Origin of the sequence: Bacillus sp. 1NLA3E (assembly GCF_000242895.2) — a bacterium.
Classification (GTDB): domain Bacteria; phylum Bacillota; class Bacilli; order Bacillales; family Cytobacillaceae; genus Bacillus_BU.
In genome coordinates this window covers 703,289-726,332 of record NC_021171.1, presented here as the reverse complement: position 1 = coordinate 726,332, position 23,044 = coordinate 703,289, and the positions used below count along the sequence as shown (strand labels likewise).

The following is a 23,044-nucleotide window of genomic DNA, read 5'->3' as shown; positions in this document are numbered from 1 at the left end:
GGTCAGGCACCATTTTATTTATGCAGATTCTGGTTCAAAGTTTCCAGTTGCGAATTGACTGTTGTATAGATCAGCATAGAAGCCATTTTGTTCTAATAGTTCATCGTGACTTCCTTGCTCAATTACACTACCTTGATTCATGACTAGAATTAAGTCCGCTTCACGAATCGTTGACAAACGATGGGCAATAACAAAGCTGGTTCTACCCTCCATCAACGCATCCATCGCATGTTGAATTTGAATTTCAGTCCGGGTATCCACACTACTCGTTGCTTCATCTAGAATTAAGATCTTTGGATTTGCCAAAATCGCGCGAGCAATTGTTAATAATTGTTTTTGCCCTTGCGAGATATTTGAAGCCTCTTCGTTTAACACAGTATCATAGCCTTCCGGCAAAGTCCGGATAAACTGATCGGCATGTGCCGCTCTCGCTGCTGCATAGATATCCTCATCGGTTGCCCCGATTCGACCGTAGCCAATATTATCGTGAATGGATCCGTTAAATAACCACGTATCCTGCAACACCATTCCGAACATGCTCCTTAATGTTTCATGTTTCATGCTGGTAATGTCTACTCCATCGATGGAGATTTTTCCGCCATCCAATTCATAGAAACGCATTAATAGGTTAACCAAGGTTGTCTTACCTGCGCCAGTTGGTCCAACAATTGCAATTGTTTGCCCCGGCTTTACAGCAATATTCATGTCTTCAATCAGAGGAGCATCTTTTTTATAGGAAAAATCAACATGTTCAAAAGTTACAGTTCCTTTTGGGTTTTCGATCATGTCTGATTTTCCTGTCTCCACGATATTTTCTTCGTCTAAAATTTCAAACACACGCTCAGCAGATGCGATTGTCGATTGAACAATATTCGCGATCTGAGCAGTTTGTGAAATCGGTTGAGAGAACTGGCGTGCATATTGAATAAACGCCTGAATATCACCAATTTCAATTGTTCTTTTCGTAACGAGAATACCACCAATGACACAAATTAGTACAAAGCTAATATTGTTAATGAACATCATTACGGGCATAATCACCCCGGAAATAAACTGCGATTTCCAGCCAGAATCGTACAAGTGATCATTGATTCCAGTAAAGGTATCAATCGACTGTTGCTCACGACCAAATACTTTTACAATTGGATGACCTGTATACATTTCTTCCACATGCCCATTAAGTTCGCCTAGAGTTTTTTGCTGTGCTTTAAAATACTTTTGCGAACGTTTTGCAATTAGGATCGTGCCAACAAAGGATAAAGGCAAAGTTAATAAACAAATCAGGGTTAATAATGGGCTGATTGTTAGCATCATAACAATGACACCAATAATCGTTATGACCGAAGTAATCATCTGTGTCAAACTTTGTTGCAATGTGTTACTAATATTATCAATATCATTTGTAATTCGGCTTAATGTTTCACCATGGGTCCGTGAATCATAATATTTTAACGGGAGCTTCGCCAGCTTTTCGTTAACTTCTTCCCGTAGCTTATAAACGACCTTTTGTGCTACTCCAGCCATTATATACTGTTGAATGTAGGTGAATAATGAACTGATAATATATAAGCCTATTAAAATTAACAGGATCTTCCCAATATAACTAAAGTCCACTTCTGCTCCAGGGACGCCCTTGAATTTCATCATCATCCCTTCAAACAGCTTGGTAATCGCCTTCCCTAAAACCTTAGGACTAGCAATCATAAAAATAGTACTCAATATTGCCGCTACAAAAACAGTTAGTAATTGTAATTTTTGCGGTTTAAAATAGACAATTAGCCTTCCTAAAGTTCCTTTAAAGTCTTTTGCTTTTTGAACTGGCATCCCCATGCCCATGCCTCGTCCAGGACCAAAGCCAGGTCCTCCAGCTGGTTTATTTTTATTTTTTTCACTCATGCTGACTCCTCCTCTGACATCTGAGAAGATACAATTTCACGATATACTTCACTATTTTTTAATAAATCCTTGTGGGTGCCTATTCCAGAAATTTCTCCGTCTTCTAGTACAATGATTTGATCTGCATTCATTACCGTGCTAACCCGCTGTGCAACAATGATAACGGTAGAGTCAGTCGTTTCCCCTTTTAAAGCAGCACGCAATTTTGCATCAGTCTTTAAATCTAATGCTGAGAAACTATCGTCAAATAAATAGATCTCCGGCTTTCTAACCAATGCACGGGCGATTGATAAGCGTTGTTTTTGTCCACCAGAAACGTTCGTTCCGCCCTGAGAAATTTGTGATTCATAACCTTCCTCTTTTACCAAAATAAAATCTGTCGCTTGGGCAATTTCCGCCGCATGACGGATTTCTTCGTCAGTCGCGTTTTCTTTCCCATAGCGAATATTATCCGCAATCGTTCCACTGAACAAAACTGCCTTTTGCGGGACATATCCTATTTTTTCACGTAAGCTTTCTTGTGATTGCTCACGTATGTCAATTCCATCCACTAAAATACTCCCACCTGTAATATCATAAAAACGTGGAATTAAACTGAGCATAGTGGTTTTCCCTGAGCCAGTCCCACCAATTATCGCTGTTGTTTGTCCTTGTTTTGCTATAAAAGATATATGAGAGAGAGCTGGGATTTCAGCACCTGGATAGCTGAATGTAACGTCTTTAAACTCGACCATTCCTCTTTGTTGGTTTGCAAGTTTTGTGTTAATACTATTTTTAATAACAGGCTTCATATCCAGAACCTCGTTAATTCTGACTGCCGAAACAGAAGCTCTTGGCACTAAAACAAACATAAACGAAACCATCACGAGAGCCATCATGATTTGCATCGCGTATTGAATAAAAGCCATTAAATCGCCAAGATCCATCGCCATATTATCAATACGGATACTCCCGAACCAAACAATCGCCACGATTGCAACGTTCATTATTAACATCATCGCCGGCATCATAAAGGCCATAATCCTGTTAACTTTCACTGCAGTATCAGTTAAATCTAGGTTAGCTTTGTTAAACCGTTTTTTTTCAAAATCACTGCGGTTGAATGAGCGAATGACCCTAATTCCCATTAATTGTTCACGAACAACTTGGTTCAACCGGTCCAATTTTACTTGCATAGCTTTAAAAAACGGGACCCCTTTTTTCATAATCCCAAAAATAAGCAGAGCAATCACCGGTATTACCCCAACAAAAACCCATGAGAGCTCAGCATCTTGATTTACAGCCATAAAAATGCCACCAATCGCCATAAATGGTGCCCAAATCATCATCCTAAGCATCATCACTAACACGTTTTGTACTTGAGTAATGTCATTTGTCGTTCTCGTAATAAGAGACGCTGTTCCAATTTTGTCAAACTCCTGTAAAGAAAAGTTTTCTACATGTGTAAATACCTGCTTGCGTGTATTCCTTCCAAAGCCAGCAGAAACCTTTGCTGATAAAAAGCTTACAAGGACAGTACAAACCAGTCCTCCCGCTGCAACTAACAGCATGATTCCGCCAATCCTCCATATATAATCCTTATCTCCAGTCACTACTCCTTTATCAATAATATGCGACATTAATTTTGGCAAATATAAATCAGATAATGTCTGCAAAAACACAAAGAGAAAAACCAGTGCGACTTGAAACTTGAATGCTTTTAAAGTCCTGAGTAATTTCAGCACGTTACGCCATCTCCAATCGGTTATTCTTTTTCTTAGGCTTTGTTAAACTAGAATGTTGATTTCCGTTCCAGGCACTCGCGCACCTTAGGGGCGGGCGGTGAGCCTCCTCGGCGCTTAGGCGCCTGTGGGGTCTCACCTGTCCCGCTGCTCCCGCAGGAGTCTTCGTGCCTTCCACTCCAATCAACATTGTACAAAAAACCAACATTGAGCTTTAACACAGCCTTTTCTTAAATAGTTGACTCGAGTAACTCAATTAGCTAAAATATCTGCATTTATTCTAAATTTTCCTCATCCATACGCTTTAAAAAAAACGCGTATACTTTGTCCAATGAGGCAATCAGCATTCTGCTTTCTTCTTCACCAAGGTAGTCTATTAAACCACTGTAAGTGCTGCGAATCTCCTCCTCGGCTTTCTCGATAACCTTTTCTCCCTCTTCCGTTATTTTGATCCATACGGAGCGGCGGTCAGAAGAACGAGTTATCCTTTCAACTTGTCCCCTATTTTCTAATTCGTTGACTAGTTGTGTAACCGTTGGTGCTTTAACCTGAAGTATGCGGCTTATTTCTGAAACCTTCATCTCGGTTTCACCGGATTTTTTTATACAAAACAGCACCATAATTTCACTTCTTTTTTGTACAGTGCTCTTTCTGCGATTTACCATGATCTTTGGAAACTTCCTAAAAGTCGATAACAGCTCCTGTGCCAATTTTTGATTATAATCCTCTATTTTAAGCACCTCATTTACTTAGGTATAATAATAATTAGGTTACCTAATATTTAATACACCTAAGTATATTGCGGATTATGCCAAGAGTCAATATATAAAAACTACAACATTACAATACTAAATCAATATGAACTGAATATGAACAACACACAAAAAGGTGCCTGACCCACAACGTGTTAAGGCGCTAAACCACCAGAGATCCAGACACATATTTAAACAAATATTTTCATAAAGATATATAATTTAATTAACAGATTGGATCTTCCATATCCAAAATAAAAGTTTTTTGGGAGGACTCTTTATGTGGTTCCTTTTTGGTATTCAACTATTTCTGGTTTTATTATTTTTAATTATGGGGTGGGCTCTTCGGAAGAAAAAAGCATATTGGCTCCTTTCTGGTTTTGCGACACGCCCGAAAGAAGAACAGCAACAATTAATTGAAAATGGTTACCTACAGAAGACAGGAGCATTATTGCTGTTAACAGGGACTGGGTTGCTGTTACTGCTACCTTTGACATTCACTTCATTCAAATATTCTATTGAAATCCAATTCGGCTTTATGCTTGTCTTTTTACTTGGCGGACTCATTTATTTGTCTAAATACGAAGTGGAGAAGAAGCGAAAGCGGAGTTACATTATTAGCAGCACTCTCTTTGTAGTCGTGAACAGCTTTGTCGTTGTCCTCATGTTTTTTGGTTATCAAGATTATGACTTAATCACCCAAAAGGACAGCTTTGAAATCACTGGAATATATGGTGACGAGTGGAAGATTAACGATATACAGAAAATTGAAATGCTGGAGAAAATGCCCGAAGTAACCTGGAAACAAAATGGATGCGGCCTATCAACAATGGACAAAGGGTATTTCAAAGTAAAAGGGTATGGTAGTAGCTTACTGTTTATCCAGAAAGGCTCTTCTCCCATCCTTTACATCGAATTAAAAAACAAGAAAATCTTCATAAACAGTGCCAGCTCTGATAATACCCAGAAATGGTATGATGAAATAACAGCAAAATTCAATCAACACAATAAAGAAAACTCCCCAGCGACGCTTTAATGCTTTAAAACACAAAGTGGTGCCTGACCCCCGACGCGTTAAAGCGCTAGTGCTCTGGAGGTCAGTCACCTTTTAATTCCATAAATGAGTACGTTATTATCTCTTAAACAACACAAAGGCCACCAGATTTCTGGTAGCCTTTGTGGTCGAAACAGCTATTATTTTTTAATTAATTCCAATGCAACTGGAATAAATTTATCAACTTTTTCACCAGCAGCGACCTTTATAGCAGTAGTGACACCTTGTTGTCCAATAATAGTAGGCTTTTGTGCTACTGTTGCAGCCATAGTTCCAGCTTCAACTGCTTTTACGGCATCCTCATTTGCATCAAAACCTACAACAATTACATCTTTTAAGCCTGCAGCTTCTAATGCTTCAACAGCACCTAAAGCCATTTCATCGTTATGAGCAAAGACCGCTTTAATGTCTTTGTTAGCTTGTAGAATGTTTTCCATAACTGATAATCCTTTTGCGCGATCAAAGTCTGCTGCTTGTTTTGCAACGACTTTAATGTCAGATACTGGATCAATTGATTTATGGAAGCCTTCTCCGCGCTCACGAGCAGCTGAAGATCCTGCAATTCCTTCTAACTCAACAACTTTGCCCTTTTTTTCAAGCTTTTCTAAAATAAAGTCTCCGGCCATTTTACCACCAGCCACGTTATCAGAAGCAATGTGAGCCACTACTTCTCCACCTTCAGCGCTACGGTCAACTGTAATTACTGGAATGTTTGCACTGTTTGCAGACTCGATTGCAGCTGTTACTGCCGCTGAGTCAGTTGGGTTTACAAGTAATACATCAATACCTTTTTGAATTAAATCTTCAATATCACTAACTTGCTTAGCGGAATCATTTTGAGCATCAACAACAATGATATCTGCTCCTTTAGCCTTTGCTTCTGCTTCAGCACCTTCTTTTAATGAAACAAAGAATGGGTTATTTAAAGTTGAAATGGATAAACCAATTTTAACTGTATCATCCTTTTTATCCTCTTTTTTTGAATCAGAGGTTTGTGGAGCTTTTGTTGAACAACCTACAAGTAACACCATCATAAGTGAGAAAAATAATAATCCTTTAAAAAGCTTTTTCATCGAAAAATGACCCCCTATTATAATTATGCTGTTATGCTGTTTTCTTGCGATCAAGTAGGACTGCTAGTAAAATAACACCTCCTTTAACGACCTGCTGATAAAAGGAGCTCACATTCATTAAATTTAAACCATTATTTAAAACCCCAATTATGAGGGCCCCTACCAATGTTCCAAAAATCCATCCCTTCCCACCGGAAAGGCTTGTCCCACCTAGAACAACTGCGGCAATGGCGTCTAGTTCATAGGCTGCACCTGCAGTCGGCTGAGAGGAATTCAACCGTGATGCAAGGATAATACCAGCAAGGGCTGCAAGTGTACCAGTAATGGAATACACCCATAGTTTTACCCTATCTACACGAATTCCTGACAAAATAGAAGCTTCTTCATTACCACCAATCGCATACACGCGGCGACCAAAGGTCGTTTTTTTCAAGATAAAGTAAAGAATAAAATAAGAAGCAAGCATCCATAAAATCGGAACAGGAATCCATCCAAGATACCCTCTACCCATCATTTCAAATAGCTTGCTCTCCGTAAGACCAGTTATCGGACGACCATCTGTATAGACTAATGTAGCACCTCTAAAAATAGTCATCGTTGCTAATGTAGCTATAAATGGAGCAACCTTACCTTTTGTAATAATCAAGCCGTTTATTGACCCCATAAGTGCTCCTGCTAGTAATCCTAATATAATCGCTAGGATTGGATCTATTCCATTTGCAAGCATACCAGCAGTTAACGCGGATGAAAGCGCCAGGATTGAACCAACAGATAAGTCTATTCCCCCCGTTAAAATTACAAAGGTCATCCCAAAAGCTATTAGAGCGTTGATCGATACTTGACGTAACACATTAAAAAGATTATCCAAAGTTAGGAAGCTTGGACTAATAACCGATAGGATGACAGTAATAATAGCTAACCCTACTAATGGCCCAAGTTTCTGCAATTGATTCGTTATCGAATTATTGGACTTCATGATATTATTTCCCTCCTGTCGCTGCTTGCATAATGATTTCTTGATCTGCATTTGCTTTGTCAATAACAGCAGATATTTTCCCTTCATGAACTACCAGGACTCTATCACTCATTCCAAGAATTTCAGGAAGTTCAGAAGAAACCATGATGATGGCAACACCCTGTTTAGTTAGATCATTCATAAGTTGATATATTTCCTTCTTAGCACCAACATCTACACCTCGGGTTGGCTCATCTAATATTAATATTTTTGGATTAATCCCAAGCCATTTACCAATGACTATTTTCTGTTGGTTTCCTCCGCTTAGTGATTTCACGATTTGCTCTCGACCTGAGGTCTTCACACGAAGCTTATCAATCATTTCATCTACAAAACTCAATTCCTCTGCGTTTGAAATAATGCTGTTTTTGGAAATTTTATTTAAATTTGTCAGCGAAAAATTTTCCCTAACAGACAGACCGAGCACTAAGCCTTCACTCTTACGATCCTCCGTAATAAACCCGATTCCAGCTCGAATTGCATCAAATGGTTTCCGAATGGAAATGGCTTGTCCATCAATAGAAATTTGCCCGACTTGAATGGGGCGAAAACCAAAGATTGCTTCCATTATTTCCGTTCTACCTGCACCCATGAGGCCGGCAACACCTAAAATTTCACCTTGGTTGACGGAAAAGCTAATGTTTTCAAAGCTACCCTTACAGGTTAGGCCCTCCACTTTTAATCTTTCTGCACCAATTACAGTATCACGTTCTGGATAGCGGTCACCAAGCTGGCGTCCCACCATCATTTTGACGATTTCATCAAATGAAGTATTAGAAACCTCTTTGACTCCGATAAATTGTCCATCACGCAGAACCGAAATTCGATCACATATTTCAAAAATCTCTTCCATTCTGTGGGATATATAGACAATTCCAACACCTTCATTTTTCAAAGAAGAGATAACTTTAAATAATGCTTTTATTTCTCGTTCAGTCAGGGCTGCGGTTGGTTCATCCATGACTAAAACTTCAGTTTTTGCAGCAACGGCACGGGCGATTTCAATCATCTGCTGCTGCCCTACTGAAAGTTGACCCGCTTCCATTGCAGGGTCAATATCGATCCCTAAACGATTCAAATATTCTCTTGTCTTTTGTCTCATTTCTTTATCTCTAGTAATCCCTAACTTCCCAACAGTTAGCTCTTTGCCAAGAAACATATTTTCGGCAACTGTTAAATAGGGAATAATATTTAACTCCTGATGAATAACAGCAATGCCGGCATTTTCTGCCTCTTTAGCATTTTTAAAATGAACCTCTTTTCCGTTAAGCGATATCGTTCCAGCATCACGTTCATAAATACCGGTCAAAATTTTCATAAGGGTTGATTTCCCAGCACCATTCTCACCCATTAAAGCATGAACTTCACCCTGTAAAATCGTGAACTCAACACTTTCTAAGACCTTATTTCCAGAAAATGCCTTACTGATTCCTTTCATTTCGATTACTGGTTTTATGCTCATGTTAGAAGATCACTCCTGCATGTAGGATGATATTCGCAAAAGGAGTTGCCTCCCCAGTGCGAATAATCGCTTTTGCTTTTTTCGTTTCTTCCTTGAACTGTTCGTGGGACATATATTGAGCTGGAATTCCATTAGTCAAAGCTAATACTTCACTCATAACATTTGGGTTAAATTCTTTTATTTCATTAGCAAGTGTCAGTTTTTCGACTGCCATATCCTGGAACACTGCTTCTAGTACTTCCATGAAAGATGGATTCCCTAGCTTAATTGCTAGATCAATTCGAATCGTCCCATCTGGAATTGGTAGTCCACAATCACCAATCACAATAGTATCTGTATGGCCCATTCTTGAAAGGACTTCAGAAATGTGGCTGTTTAAAATCCCTTGTTTTTTCATCTTCGTTCACCCTTTCTGTGATTGTAAAAATAACTCAACCTCTTGAATGGTTGGCATACCACTTTGGGCACCTAATTTTGTTACAGAGATTGCCCCAACTATATTTGCAAACCTACACGCTTCCTCAAGGTTTGCACCGTTGCTCAATGAATAGGCTAGTGCACCATTAAAGGAATCCCCTGCACCAGTTGTATCAACAGCCTCTACCTTATAACTTGGAAGCTGTATTTCACCATCTTTAAAAAGGGAAACTCCCTTTGATCCTTTAGTAACAATACATTTTTCTTTAATTTCCCTGAGTTCTTCTGCGGTCCAGTCACATGAAGTAAGAAGTAACTCCTGTTCATGCTCATTAGGCGTCAAGTAGTCCACCATTTTTAACAGAGACTTCGGTAGCGGTTGGATAGGCGCAGGATTTAAAATGATCAGGACATCATGCTTACGGGCAAGTTCTGCCGCCATAATTACACTCTCCAAAGGTATTTCAAGCTGCAAAAGTAAAATATCGCTGTTGGCAATTACTTCTTCATGCTTAGCCACAAAATCTGTAGTTACAGCGTAATTAGCACCAGGAACCACAATAATACTATTATCCCCATTAGATAAAGTGATAGAAGCAATTCCGGTAGAACAATCTGTAACCGGTTCCACATTTTCTGTATTAATGCTTTGGTTGTATAAATGCTTTGTTAACTCGACACCAAAGGAGTCAGCCCCAACGCAACCAATAAGGGTTACGTCTGAGCCTAAACGAGCTGCTGCCACTGCTTGATTTGCTCCTTTTCCACCAGGAATGGTATGAAACGCCTCACCAATGAGAGTTTCCCCTACCTTTGGAATTTGATTTGTTTTGGTGACAAGATCCATATTAATGCTGCCTATAACAGTAATTTTCTTATTTGTCATATTGTTCACCCCATAATCCTAGTTGATTGCCGTTCTATTAGTCTTACCTCGAACTCGTGGTGCATTTTTGAAACTGTTCTTCCTTCGATCAGATCCAGTAGGAGCTCGGCAGCTGTATAGCCCAACTCATATATCGGCTGTGCCATTGTTGTTAATTCCGGACTGGTTAATTGACAAAGTTGAATCCCATCAAATCCTATCACCGCAAGATCATCTGGGACTCTTAATCCCATTTCAACCGCAGCCTTGATGACTCCAACCGCCATGTAATCATTACCCGCAAAAATTCCATCCACGTCTGGATTTTCGGTAAAAAATTTCTTGGTTACCTCTGTGGTTTGCACTACATTGAAATTTCCTGTTACTATATACTCCTCATTAAACCAAGGTTCTTGTTTAACTTCTGCTAAATATCCATTAAACCGTTCATCCGAATTAATGATATTTTCTGGTCCACGTACATGTGCGATTTTTTTACATCCAATTGATTTTAAATATTGCACTGCTTGCCTTGCTCCATCAAAGTTATTAACTGATACGGATGGGATGCTGTGGGCAATGGGACGATCCAAGGCAACAATCGGAATTCCAGTTTCCTCTACATGTTTTGGAGTCAACGTGCTAGTAACAATAATGACCCCATCTACATATTTTTGCTTCATGACTTCTAAATATTTTCTCTCTTTTTCCTCTTTTTCATCCGAATTACACAATATTAAGGTATATTCCTTTTTGTTCATAACATCTTCGATTGCCCTTGCTATTTCTGGAAAAAAGGGATTCTTAATATCCGGTACGATTAACGCAATCGTCTTAGACTGTTTTTTAAAAAGGCTTCTAGCAACTGCATTCGGTTTATAGTTTAATTTGGAAATGGCCTTTTCTACCCTTTTCCTTGTTTCCTCATTTACATAGCCAACGTTATTTAAAACTCGAGATACGGTGGCAACAGACACTTCTGCTTCATGAGCAACATCTTTAATCGTCGTCATCTGTTCACACCCTCCTGGGAAACTAATTCGGTATTATTTATTGGTTATATGTAACCCGTTACATACTATTTAAAAAAATATTCCCTGATGTAATGGTTACATGTACACCTCAACTATGAGGAATTTTATGTAACCCGTTACATGTATTATTGTAAGCGCTTTATTATATTGTGTCAATATACAAATATAGGTTTCTAGTAAGCTAGTGGTTAGGTTAAACAAAATAAAAAATTGGTGCCTGACCCCCGATGCGTTAATGCGTTACATCGCCGGGGTCAGGCACCATTTATTTTTATTTATTTTGACCAGTATCGTTTGTCGAAGTATCTTTTGCCGCAGCCGTGTACTTGGTTGTCTCCAGAATTCCAGGAGCCACCGAATCGATACTTTTCCGTAAATTTGCCTTTCCTGAAAAGTTTTCAATTAACTCTCTTACATCAATTCCGGATGAAGCCTTTAGCGACTCTTGGAGAGTGGACATCAAGTTCGTTGCATAGCCCGTCACCTTATTCGCTCCACTGTTCGGACCACTTCCACCTGTATCAACGACGGTAATTTTATCAATATTACCTAATGGCGCCGCAACCTGTTTGGCATATTCAGGCAACATTTTCATGATCATGTCGAGAATAGCTGCCTGACCAAACTGTTCGAACGCTTCGGCAATTTTCTCCTTCGCCTCCGCTTCCGCAATCCCTTTTAAACGGATAATTTCTGCTTCAGCTTCCCCTTGTGCTCTTTGCGCATCAGCTTTCGCAAGTCCATCGATCCTAACTTTTTCAGCCTCAGCACGTGCCATCGCTTCAATCCGGTATTTATTCGCATCGGCATCATAAATTTGCTTAGCTTTTTGTGCGGCAGCCGATTGTTCTACGGCATAACGGTCTGCATCGGCTTTCTTCTTAACCTCTGAATCATATTGCTTTTCACGACGCAAAATTTCCTTTTCTTCTAGCTCAATTTGCTTCTGACGTTCGATGATCTTGACCTGCATTTCTTGTTCCGTAACATCTTGCTTCGAACGGGCTGTCTCTAAGTCATATGCTTGGTCAGCTTTTGCTTTTGCAATATCCTGTTCACGGCGAAACTCGGCAATTTGTAATTGATTCAGTTTTTCTGCTTCAGCAATTTCAGTAGCTCTTTCTAGCTCTGCTTTTTTAGCTTCCTTCGCAGCCTCTGCCTTTTTTATCCTCGTCTCTTTTTCTGCTTCAGCCGTCGCGATATCAGCATCACGCTTCACTTGAGCAATCCGCGGTTTACCAAGTGAATCTAAATAACCGTTTTTGTCACGAACATCTTTTATGGTAAATGAAACAATGATCAAGCCCATTTTTGCTAAGTCCTGTGACGCAACTCTCTGAACTTCCTGCGAGAACTTATCACGATTTTTATATATTTCTTCAACTGTCATTGATCCTAAAATAGAACGGAGATGACCTTCGAGCACTTCTCTAGCTTCATTTTCGCGATCTTGCTTTGTTTTACCAAGAAATTGCTCCGCCGCTGTCGCAATCTCACTAATCGACCCACCGATTTTAATGATTGCCGTTCCATCTGCCATGACTGGAACACCTTGTTCTGTGTACACTTCCGGTGTCGTTACTTCAAGCTTGCTTGATAAAAGGCTTAATGGACGTGCCTGCTGAAATACTGGAAATATGAAGGCACCACCGCCTCTGATGATCTTAATTTTATTACTTGATTCATCCAAATGTACATTCTTGCTACCTAGAAAACTACCATTTACAATTAATGCCTCATCAGGTCCAGCCGTTTTATATTTCGTAATAAAAATTCCAATTAGGGCAAGTAGTAGAAAAACAACAATGCCAACTACGATAAAGATAATATTAAATTCCATTCAAACACCCTCCTAGAAAAAATTCTCTGCCTGTTCATAAAGTTCAACCTGAAGCACTCCATTGTCAACGTCAATTACTAGAACCTTACTTCCATTTGGAATTACATTTTTCTTCAAACTAACAGCCGGTTTTGAGATGCGTCCACTAATGCTTTCAATTAATACTTCCCCAAAACCATCCTCTGGGACAGTGGTAATAATTGTGCCAATCCTACCCCTTAAGTCACTTTCCTCATAAACAAGAGATTCTTCTGCTTGGGAAATTGGAATAAGAATGAAAACATTTAACAAGGTAACAATGATAAACGAGACTACTGCAAAAAAGGCTGCTATCAAGCCACTATGAAAAGATGTATACATTTCTGCTAAAAAACCACCTGCTGAGAATATCGTGATAAATGAAAAAAACAATGTTGGGTTGAAAATTCCGTCCAATACACCATTAAGAACATCGCCAAAGAGCAGATATAAGACCGTTACAACCCCTGAGATAATTAATGAGTATAAGTAAATCGTTTCTAATGATACTCCAAATAACTCCATAATCCCTCTTCCCTCTTATTCTGGCGTAATGATAAAAATTAACATAATATTATTAATTTAATAATATTCCTATTCTATAATCTCATGAAATTCCCCTTCACTTAAACTACTCAATTGGGAATTTTCTGATCGCCAGTTCACACTTTTTTCTAAATTAAAGTACTTCAATCTACAAAGAGAAAGTAATTGCTCCCTCTTTATTTTTGAACGATTATATCCTCTGGCTTTTTTAAAAAACCAGGCAGGATTACCAATAAAACCAAAGAAATAACATATAGCAATATTCCACACATTACAAAAGTTGCGTCTAACTCAATAAACTGTTGTAACAAAAAGCTGCCAACAAAGATAAGAATTGGCGTAACAATAATTAAAAACAGCATAAACAGATGAAGGGCAATGCTAGCTTTTGTCTTGCCAGGACTAGAAAAGGATTCAAAAATCTTGTCTTTCATCATGGTTGTGAAAATAAAAATACCGATCCACAAAATAATAAGTACAACCCACATTTTACTTTCTGCGATTAGCATCAATCTAACAATTGGCTGTGAAAAAACAAAAGCCATCGTAAATAATACACAATAACTCATAATTGAAAAAAAACGTTTTGAATTATCATTTCTTACCCAAGACCCAATAATCAACAGGTAGAGTATAGTTCCTAGACTGATATTTACAAATCCATAATCCCAAGACCAGTCTGGAAGAGCACTGGCTAAAAATACACAAAAATAAATCATAAAAAAAGCGGAACCCAATTTACTTTCTTTTAACGGAAGCCTTTTTTGCTTATCCAAAAATTTCACCTAGTCTCTTTATTCCTGACATCATTTTCCCTCCAGCATCAGATAGTTTGTCATGTTTAGAAAGGTCTTTGCCCAACTGATTTTCATCTGCCACATTAGCGTATAACCCATCTGTTGCGTTAGCAAATTTCCCTTAACTGGTTTTGACCTTTGTTATCAACATCAAATCCTATTACATTCACAATTGGAGATATATTAGAATTAAATAACAGGTTATATATAAAAAGAAATGCCAAGGAAAATCGTACAGATCCACCAGAGTTTAATCGGAATCAATCTATTTTTATCAATCATTTTCAAAGCCTTTCTTTCCTTTAAAAACCAATATCCCAAATAAATACGTAGACTAATGATGGATTGTTTTGTACCAATATCATTTCTCTATTTCCTCAGGCTTCTTTAGCATAATCACTGATAAAAAGGTGAAGAATAAACCGACTACATATATAAGGCAGGATCCGAAAAATAAGCCTTGATAGTCATTTAATAATTTTAATATCACCATTTCCTGGCCATTCCGTGCAGTTAATGACCCAACTAGCATAATAATGATAAAGAAAACAATCATCCCTTTTGAAAGCTTAGATTTTCCAGCCTTCATTACTAAAGACTGGAAAATCAATTCTCTCTCTATCATGGAATAAACAAATACGAATAAGTATAACAAAAGAAAAAACCAGAAAATCTGAGTATTTATTGTCATTCTTAACATTGGTGTCACAGTAAAAAAACCCATAGAAATAAATATTAAAAAATTTACAAGGGAGTTATACCTGATATGACTTGAAATTCTTTTGCACCAATAGCCTGCAAGTGCAATCGAAAATATTGAAACACTTAGATTAAAAAACACAACTTTTATCGACCATTCCGGTAGCATACTAAAAACAAAAGTACAAATGACATCAATAATAATTAAGAAAGATGCTTGTCCTTGTAAAAAATTCTCTTCCTTATACTCCAAAAAGTTCACCTAATTTCCTAGCTCTTTTCCTTATTGCATTTGACATCCGCTTAAGTCCATTGTTAATTCCTCTTTTTGCCGCATTTTTTAGATTTGTACTCCTGTTAACTTCACGAACCACATCTTCTGAGCGAATCAGTTGAACGTTATAGCTACTTGAAATAGCGTTTAAAAATTTGATTATGTATAACCTCATCATCACTTACTAATAAAATTTTTAAATTTATTTGACTCCATGCTTTTCCCTCTTAATCATTATTTTGTTACTCTGTGTCGTCTTTTCCAACATTTGCTTTCCTGAATCTTCTCTCCCACAGTAGGTTATTTTCTGGTATAGCCAGAAATTATTTCCCGAAATTCAACCATATTTGGTATATTTAAATACATTTATAGAAAATTTTTCTATTAACTCCTTTTTACTTACTACCACTTTTTGCAAAATCCGTCAAACTCACAATCAAGATTGTCAAATCTTATTTGTTACTTATTTACTATGAAAATCTCAATGTCGAGATATACTTTTATGAGAAAAGTACTAGGTTTCAAGAAATAGATTTGTATTTTTAATATGTATCCATTACGTTTTGTTAAGTTTTCCAACTAAGGTTGGCAATGATAAAAGCTTCATGGTGCTTTTGTACCATTTTCAAAATTTTTAAGTATTTTGGATAAAAATCCCACTCCCATATATATTAATTTAGATTAACACGTTGGGAAATAATTGCCAGGACACAAAAAACCTCTCTTTTTCTTAGAGAGGACCATCCCTTGCACATATCAAAACAAAAGCACTTCACCACACCACCGCGTCGGGGGTCAGGCACCTTTTTTTAAATGATCTTTGATTTTTACTACGATTTCGCGAGGGCTAAACGGCATTAAGATATAGTCAGTAGCCCCCAATTCCATACTATGTTTTTTATTGAAATCCCCGCATTTGGACGAGATCATAATAACTGGAGTTGACTTGATTCGCCTTAACTCTTCAAGGACCTCGAATCCAACCTTCATCGGAACTAAGATGGCTAATATTATTAAATCAAAATGCTGATTTACCGCTTTTTCTAAACCATCAAATCCGTTATCATCCGTATCAATTTGATAAGATTCCTTTTCGAGGTACATTTTCAATAGATTACTAACCCGAATTTCTTCTCCAACAATTAAAATCTTTTTACCCATATTCCTCCCCCTCGTAAACAAATGTTATAAGGGTTGTCCCTCACAAATTCACAATCCTTGTTGTCTTTTCATAGCCACTCAGCCATGAATTCCATCCATTTTGCTTAACTCTAGCATTTCATTCCTTCTACCGTTTTTATTCACTAGTAAAATTTGATAGATTAATGAATCTAACTCTTGACTACAATTCACAACATTATTGCTAGTTAGCCCTTGGTGGGCTGCAAGGTTAATTAACTCACTTCGCTTCTCCTTAATCCGCTCAAGCAATTTTTCATTGGAATTTCTAGTATAAGGGTTGGTCATTTTCCTACCTCCATTTTCACTATCATTATGTTGTTTTCTTATTATCATTATCGTGGAAAATAATTAATTTACATATCCCCTTCCATTCTCATTTTTGGGATAAAATTTAAAGTAGGAATATATTCCTACTTTTTAGAAAAATAGAACTATTAGACTATTTGTAGACCAACGTCTTCTTCCCCAAAAAAAAAAGCCCCAAAAATGTCTCGGTTAAGAAACATCCTCGGGCTCTAATCCCATTTGATAGATTTTGGCAATGGCCTGTGATCGGTCATTGACCGCTAACTTCTGGAAAATATTCGTCATATGGTTTTTTACAGTATGTTCACTAATGTACAGCCGTTCAGCTATTTCACGATTGTTATTACCTTTTAGTACTAATTCCATTACTTCTATTTCTCGTTTTGATAGCTTTAGGTGTTTACTTATTTTTGGTTCGTTTGCGGTCGGTTTATTTGTCACCATGATTTCACTTTCAACAACCGTTGTATGCGACAGGTAGGCAAGAAACTCATTTAAAAGGGGTAGATTCATCCCGTTGATTTTTAATAAAAAATCAATATTTTCATCCTCATTGATATAAGTCCATACTAATGAAAGAACTTGGACGTTCAGTGATGCCTGAGAAAATTCCAGCTTGCTGTCCGCCACTAATTTATATTCTCTAACAATATCAATGATCAAGTCATTTTTAATTTTATTGGTAAGAAATTGCTCATCATATTTGATAAAATAGCAAGAATATTTCACTGCAATTGTATTTATTTTTCCATAAGTGGAAAATCCACTAAATCCCTTGATGAGTTCACGTGCTTTTGTAGCTTGTTTAAAATGGTCGGGGTCAATATATTCCTGATGCTCAATCAATAAGTCGATGACTGTTTGCCCCATTTTAACCTTAGTTGTTGCTTCAAGCAGGTGCATCGACACACCACCCGCTATCGTGAGGCTCATTAAAAATGAAAGTTCGTCCTCTTTCAACATTTGCTCACTTAATCCAATACTAAGAAATCCGAAACATTCAGTCCGGTAGGCAATCGGGATTTCTAATACCTTTGAACTCCAGCTTGTAATATGCTCTACAGGTTGCTGGTGATAAAATCGTTTGTTTTGCTTATTGTGAAAGTAACGATTGGAGATGTCACTTGAATAATTCTCAATTTGATCAGCTGTAAGTCCTCGGGAAACCATTTCATAGGAATTCCGTGATGATTGCTTGGCAATCACGGCAACAAATGGTCCACGAATAAGGTTGATGCTCAAATCCAACATAATGAGGAGGATTCTTTTTACATCTTCAACATCTGTCATGACTTGAAATATTTCATTTAAAGCAGTCATTTTCATTAAATTGTTTTTGGACTGTTTCTGCCAGAACCTATTACCTTCAATTACCTTAATGAGTGATGAGGTTAATTTCCCCACCCTGCTAATATCATTTTCTAAACGGACGAATTGACTGCTTCCTCCGAAAAATATTCCTATTACTTCTTTTTCTAGGATAATTGGAAAGCAAAACAGCGATTTGGGGTAAATCCCTTTTTGCTGAAAAAATAAATTTCTTGGATCCATGTCCATATGATCCCAAAATCTCACAATCCGAGTTGCAGCTGCTTGTCCAAGAGTTCCTTCCCCCATCGAAAATACAGTTCCTTTAAGCGTACTACTCACTTCGGGAAGAATGCATTCATCAATCACAAATTGATCATGACCTTTTTTTCTTGCATAGCCAACAAAATCAAGCTTAGTATTTTCATGCAAAAATCTTTCTAGGACAGCGGTCACCTTTATGTTTCCATCAGCTATGAGATGCAATAGTTCGCCCAAATTTTCTTCTTGTTCCACTAAGTGTGCTTTCATATTTTGTGTGGCCAGGTGCTCTATTAATACTTCGGCCATCTTGTTTATTTTTCGAAGCTTTGCTTGGATTTCATCTGGGGAATATTCTTGAATTAGAGTAAATATAGCATTTGCCTTTTCCGGGTTCTGCAATATTTTTTCAAAATAGGTTTGTACTGTATTTTTAGAGGTAGATTCTAATAAACAACCTGCAAAAATAAAAAACTCAATTTCCCCCTGAATAGATATTGGACAAATGATCACTTTTACCCCAGGTAATGCATCATATACAATTGCACTATTGATTTTAGAAAAATCTCGGGTCCACTGATTTAAAACTTCCTTAAAGGTTTCTTGGTCGTACACTAAATGAAAAACATTTGGATCATTATTTAATTGTGTTATTGGATTTCCTTGTTTATCGGTTATGATGCAATGTAGATTGGTTAAGGCGGCGTAGGCATTTTGGACATCCTGAAAATATTCTAAATCTGCAGCTAACATGTTTATTGCCTCCTATAACTATACTCTGGCTGAATATAACGATAAATTGCGTGCTCCCCTTCACCAATTATTTCAAGGATTGATATAGAAATAAGCTGGTCAATTGCTATTTTGATGTCTTCTCGATGCCTTCCTAACCGCATTGCGATTCCTTCCAATGTTTCAAAAGTATAAGGATTTTCTTGAAAGAAAAGAGTACATTCAATTTGCAATGGCATATTCATAATCGCCGACCCTCTCTATACCAATCTTATAAATGGTTTCATGATTATATTTTCAACCAGAAGTGGATGTGAAATTTTTCCTTGTGGTGATTTAAGAACTTGCAAATATTGATAGCTACCATCCACCCATGTTTTAATAACCCCATGGGAGGTACGCTCAAGAAAACTGGCCGTTTTACTTCCTATTTCTGAAAAGTTAACTAAAGTAACCATTGTAATCCCTGCTGAACTAATCGTAGATACCTCCTCAGCATAATAATGTTCAAGAAACTCTTTCCCTCTTTGGGAAATAATCGTATTTAGATTGTAATAAATGAACCACTTTTCTCCTTTTTGAAGGCTTGAAGCAATAATGGGGACTAATTTTTCCTTTATTGTTTTTTCAAATTCTCTATTATCAGTTCCTGCGACTTGGATGACTGCAGATTCATAGCCATCTGGAATCGGCCGATCAAAATGTTCAATAAAAAGGAGTTTGCCATCTTTAACATACTCATCCATCGAGACGCCAAATAATTTAAGTAAATGTCTCATTTCAAATAGATCCATTAAATTGGATAATAACATGATTACATTTTCACCAGCTACCAATCTATTGCAGACAATAGAGAAAAGAAAATATTTATAATTTGCTTTACTATTTGTATCAATTAGAAAACATGTACCATTGGGAATACCTCCCGAGAGGATTTGATCTAATTTCATTATCCCCGTGCTACTATACCGTTCATTACTCAATAATGCTTTATCCTCAATAAGCGAGAGTGCGGGAACTAAATGAATTCCATTCTCACTTATTCGATAGATGTGCTCCCCTTCTTGGATCCGGCAGCCTCTCATCTTTAATACTTCCAATGTTCTTTTTCGAAAATCATTTATATGGTTCTTCAATGATAACCTGATGACCCCATCAACCAGGTAATTCACAAAAGGTACATTCCCTTGATCGGATGAATTTAATTCTGAAATGAGCAATGAAGTAATTTTATATTTCCTAAGAACGTTTCTTAACGAATAAATTGTTTTTCTACTCTTCATTAAATCGTCAGATCCAAATTGATACAAACTTATGCTATCAATGACAATACGTTTGCAATTAATTTCATTAATCATTTGTTCGATCAATCCATTTGGCTTTTCTATTTGCTCGATTAAAACCTCTGGTGAAAGACAGATGACCCGTAATTTATTTTGTTTTTCTAACTCCCTTAAATCCCAGCCAAAATCTTGCAGCTCGTTATAAAGCTGGTCTGGTAACTCTTCAAATGTAATAAAAATGCCTGATTCATCCTCTTCCACAGCTCCATGGAAAATGAATTGCATGCCAAGAATGGTCTTTCCTGTTCCAGGTAATCCTTCTACCAAAACAGTTGAACCAACCGGAAGTCCCCCGTTTAGGAGCTGGTCCAATCCGTCAATTCCGCTTTTGGTGGTACTCATATACGCGTTCATCCCCTATTGAAAGTAGTTTACTAGATATAGATGGTTCCGATGTATAAACACTAGGTTCACGGTGCTAAAGTCCCATGTCCCTATTATTACAAAATTCCAAACAAACCGAAAGTTTTTCGACAAAAAAAAGATAATAAGAATTTCGGAACTCAAAATAGAGTGCCTACCCTCAAGTACGTTAATACAAACGCACGCGGGGCAGCCACTCTAATAATAAATACTTACACATAAAACTTTTTTAACAGCTTTTTCTTCCTAATAAAGTGAATTCATTTCTTTCCTTAATAAATTCTAAAACTAAGTCATCCGTATACCCTTCAATATTCCCTGCAAATGCTACTTGAATTTGATTAATGATTCTTACACTATCTTGTGGTTGAGGCTCATCCAGAGACACTCCAATTTGAGGGCCTCCTCAGCCATAACCGTCGAAAAACAAACGGATACCTGCAGCATTTTGTGACTTTAATTCCGGGATTAATTGGTCCCGTGCTTGATCGCTTATTTGCATACTTTCCATCCTTTCGATTTTTAAAATATAGACTGATGAATCTATGACTTTATCTTATACCCAACGGGGTATGAAATAAAGTTTTTTGCCCATCCATGTAATTTTGTGAATGAACAAGAGAAAACAGTGAAGGTTAAACATAGGTATTGAAAAAACTACTTTTTCAAACGGAGAAACTGGACTTGTTGCGAATTCGCCCTTGAAAATGAAGGTAATAACGAATAATATATATAATGCACTAAAAAACGTTCGTATTTATGGAGGATCAACGATGTTTAAACTACAAGAAAATAAGACAAATGTAAAAACTGAATTAATTGCGGGCATAACGACCTTCTTTACAATGGTTTATATCGTGGTTGTTAACCCGATTATCTTAGCAGATGCTGGTGTCCCGTTTGAGCAAGTCTTTACGGCAACCATTATTGCCACAGTAATTGGGACTCTGTGGATGGGCCTTTTCGCCAATTATCCTATTGCTATTGCACCAGGAATGGGACTTAACGCTTACTTTGCTTATTCTGTCGTCGGCAACCATCAAGATATCACTTATCAAACAGCCTTTGCAGCCGTATTTGTTGCTGGAATTATATTTGTTATCCTGTCTTTAACTCCGTTTAGGGAAAAATTAATTGAGGCAATCCCAGAAAATCTCAAACACGGTATTACAGCTGGAATTGGTCTTTTTATTGCTTTTATCGGACTTCGACTGACTAAAATAATCATTGCTCATCCTACCAACCTAGTAGGTCTCGGTGATCTCAAATCCCCGTCTGCTGCTCTAGCCTTGATAGGGCTCGCGGTCACGCTTGTCCTGATGATGCTGAGGGTCAATGGTGCTTTGTTTTTTGGTATGATTATTACTGGGTTGATTGCCTTTTTTACAGGTCAGCTTTCCTTCGACAAAGGATTCATTTCACTACCTACACTTCCTGAAGGACTTCTCGTGGCAAACCCAATCGCTGCGTTCAGCGATGTTATTCAACATGGTCTTTATGCTGTTGTGTTTTCCTTCATCCTTGTTACAATTTTTGACACCACTGGCACCATGATTGGCGTTGCTAACCAGGCAGGTTTAATGAAAGGCGATAAGTTTCCGCGGGCTAGGCAAGCATTGCTGTCGGATTCAATTGCCACAGCAATCGGCGCTATGTTTGGAACAAGCCCGACAACTGCCTATATCGAATCGTCTTCAGGCGTCGCAGCTGGTGGCCGAACCGGATTAACTTCACTCACGGTTGCTGTTCTATTTATCCTTTCAGCATTCTTTGGTCCACTTGTAAGCGCAGTGTCTGGTTTGTCTGCCATTACTGCTCCTGCACTCATTATTGTTGGTAGCCTGATGATGGGCAGTATCTCAAAAATCCGCTGGGATGAGCTTGATGAAGCCTTTCCTGCATTTCTTGTAATCCTAAGCATGCCATTGACATCAAGCATTTCAACTGGAATCGCACTTGGTTTTATCACTTATCCGCTACTTAAGATCGTTAAAGGGAAATGGCGTGAAGTCCACCCACTCCTTTACCTTTTTGCGGTACTGTTCTTCTATCAATTGGCATTTTTGGCGCATTAAAAAATAAGAAA

The 23,044-nt window shown here is 37.7% G+C and carries 21 protein-coding genes; 2 read left to right on the top strand and 19 right to left on the bottom strand.

Annotated features, from left to right (window positions below):
- Positions 1-18: 18 nt before the first annotated feature.
- The 3 genes from B1NLA3E_RS03550 to B1NLA3E_RS03535 all read right to left on the bottom strand — a co-directional run bounded on the left by B1NLA3E_RS03550 (position 19) and on the right by B1NLA3E_RS03535 (position 4,282).
- Positions 19-1,896, bottom strand: a complete 1,878-nt coding sequence (locus tag B1NLA3E_RS03550) for an ABC transporter ATP-binding protein (protein ID WP_015592485.1) — start codon at positions 1,894-1,896, stop codon at positions 19-21.
- Positions 1,893-3,620: an ABC transporter ATP-binding protein gene (locus B1NLA3E_RS03545; protein WP_015592484.1), complete on the bottom strand. Its 1,728-nt coding sequence runs from the start codon at positions 3,618-3,620 to the stop codon at positions 1,893-1,895. The genes B1NLA3E_RS03550 and B1NLA3E_RS03545 overlap by 4 nt, the downstream gene beginning before the upstream one ends.
- A gap of 272 nt (positions 3,621-3,892) precedes the next feature.
- Positions 3,893-4,282: a MarR family winged helix-turn-helix transcriptional regulator gene (locus B1NLA3E_RS03535; RefSeq protein WP_051120118.1), complete on the bottom strand. Its 390-nt coding sequence runs from the start codon at positions 4,280-4,282 to the stop codon at positions 3,893-3,895.
- Between the two features lie 367 nt (positions 4,283-4,649).
- Here B1NLA3E_RS03535 and B1NLA3E_RS03530 point away from each other — a divergent pair, with 367 nt between their 5' ends.
- Positions 4,650-5,405, top strand: coding sequence for a DUF3784 domain-containing protein (locus B1NLA3E_RS03530; RefSeq protein ID WP_015592482.1), 756 nt, complete (start codon positions 4,650-4,652; stop codon positions 5,403-5,405).
- A 158-nt stretch (positions 5,406-5,563) separates the two neighbouring features.
- On the opposite strand, the gene rbsB is transcribed toward B1NLA3E_RS03530, so the two are convergent.
- From rbsB to B1NLA3E_RS25165, 16 genes are all read right to left on the bottom strand, one after another.
- Positions 5,564-6,496, bottom strand: a complete 933-nt coding sequence (gene rbsB / locus B1NLA3E_RS03525; protein ID WP_015592481.1) for a ribose ABC transporter substrate-binding protein RbsB — start codon at positions 6,494-6,496, stop codon at positions 5,564-5,566.
- A gap of 31 nt (positions 6,497-6,527) precedes the next feature.
- Entirely contained in the window at positions 6,528-7,472 is a 945-nt protein-coding gene (locus B1NLA3E_RS03520; protein WP_015592480.1) for an ABC transporter permease, read from the bottom strand.
- A gap of 4 nt (positions 7,473-7,476) precedes the next feature.
- The gene (locus B1NLA3E_RS03515) at positions 7,477-8,973 is read right to left on the bottom strand and encodes a sugar ABC transporter ATP-binding protein (protein WP_015592479.1); all 1,497 of its coding nucleotides are present in this window, start codon (positions 8,971-8,973) and stop codon (positions 7,477-7,479) included.
- Between the two features lies 1 nt (position 8,974).
- The gene (gene rbsD, locus B1NLA3E_RS03510) at positions 8,975-9,370 is read right to left on the bottom strand and encodes a D-ribose pyranase (protein WP_015592478.1); all 396 of its coding nucleotides are present in this window, start codon (positions 9,368-9,370) and stop codon (positions 8,975-8,977) included.
- A 6-nt stretch (positions 9,371-9,376) separates the two neighbouring features.
- Positions 9,377-10,276 (bottom strand): ribokinase, encoded by a 900-nt coding sequence (gene rbsK, locus B1NLA3E_RS03505; RefSeq protein ID WP_041580271.1) that lies wholly within the window; start codon positions 10,274-10,276, stop codon positions 9,377-9,379.
- Positions 10,277-10,281: 5 nt separating this feature from the next.
- Complete coding sequence (locus B1NLA3E_RS03500; RefSeq protein WP_015592476.1) at positions 10,282-11,268, bottom strand: LacI family DNA-binding transcriptional regulator; 987 nt, start codon at positions 11,266-11,268, stop codon at positions 10,282-10,284.
- Between the two features lie 292 nt (positions 11,269-11,560).
- Complete coding sequence (locus tag B1NLA3E_RS03495) at positions 11,561-13,129, bottom strand: flotillin family protein (protein WP_015592475.1); 1,569 nt, start codon at positions 13,127-13,129, stop codon at positions 11,561-11,563.
- A gap of 12 nt (positions 13,130-13,141) precedes the next feature.
- Positions 13,142-13,672, bottom strand: a complete 531-nt coding sequence (locus tag B1NLA3E_RS03490; protein WP_015592474.1) for an NfeD family protein — start codon at positions 13,670-13,672, stop codon at positions 13,142-13,144.
- 197 nt (positions 13,673-13,869) lie between these two features.
- Entirely contained in the window at positions 13,870-14,478 is a 609-nt protein-coding gene (locus B1NLA3E_RS03485) for a hypothetical protein (RefSeq protein ID WP_015592473.1), read from the bottom strand.
- Between the two features lie 373 nt (positions 14,479-14,851).
- On the bottom strand, positions 14,852-15,442 hold the full coding sequence (locus tag B1NLA3E_RS03480) for a hypothetical protein (protein WP_041580269.1): 591 nt from the start codon (positions 15,440-15,442) through the stop codon (positions 14,852-14,854).
- A gap of 816 nt (positions 15,443-16,258) precedes the next feature.
- A complete protein-coding gene (locus B1NLA3E_RS03470; RefSeq protein ID WP_015592471.1) occupies positions 16,259-16,624 on the bottom strand; it encodes a response regulator transcription factor in 366 nt (121 codons plus the stop codon).
- A 78-nt stretch (positions 16,625-16,702) separates the two neighbouring features.
- Positions 16,703-16,930: an aspartyl-phosphate phosphatase Spo0E family protein gene (locus tag B1NLA3E_RS03465; RefSeq protein ID WP_015592470.1), complete on the bottom strand. Its 228-nt coding sequence runs from the start codon at positions 16,928-16,930 to the stop codon at positions 16,703-16,705.
- A gap of 210 nt (positions 16,931-17,140) precedes the next feature.
- Entirely contained in the window at positions 17,141-19,273 is a 2,133-nt protein-coding gene (locus tag B1NLA3E_RS03460; protein WP_015592469.1) for a LuxR C-terminal-related transcriptional regulator, read from the bottom strand.
- A 2-nt stretch (positions 19,274-19,275) separates the two neighbouring features.
- Entirely contained in the window at positions 19,276-19,497 is a 222-nt protein-coding gene (locus tag B1NLA3E_RS03455; RefSeq protein ID WP_015592468.1) for a hypothetical protein, read from the bottom strand.
- A gap of 15 nt (positions 19,498-19,512) precedes the next feature.
- The gene (locus tag B1NLA3E_RS03450) at positions 19,513-20,937 is read right to left on the bottom strand and encodes an ATPase domain-containing protein (protein ID WP_015592467.1); all 1,425 of its coding nucleotides are present in this window, start codon (positions 20,935-20,937) and stop codon (positions 19,513-19,515) included.
- A 250-nt stretch (positions 20,938-21,187) separates the two neighbouring features.
- On the bottom strand, positions 21,188-21,346 hold the full coding sequence (locus tag B1NLA3E_RS25165) for a hypothetical protein (protein ID WP_187292151.1): 159 nt from the start codon (positions 21,344-21,346) through the stop codon (positions 21,188-21,190).
- A 385-nt stretch (positions 21,347-21,731) separates the two neighbouring features.
- Between B1NLA3E_RS25165 and B1NLA3E_RS03445 the strand changes: the two genes are divergently transcribed.
- Positions 21,732-23,033, top strand: coding sequence for an NCS2 family permease (locus B1NLA3E_RS03445; protein WP_015592466.1), 1,302 nt, complete (start codon positions 21,732-21,734; stop codon positions 23,031-23,033).
- The last annotated feature ends 11 nt before the right edge of the window (positions 23,034-23,044 follow it).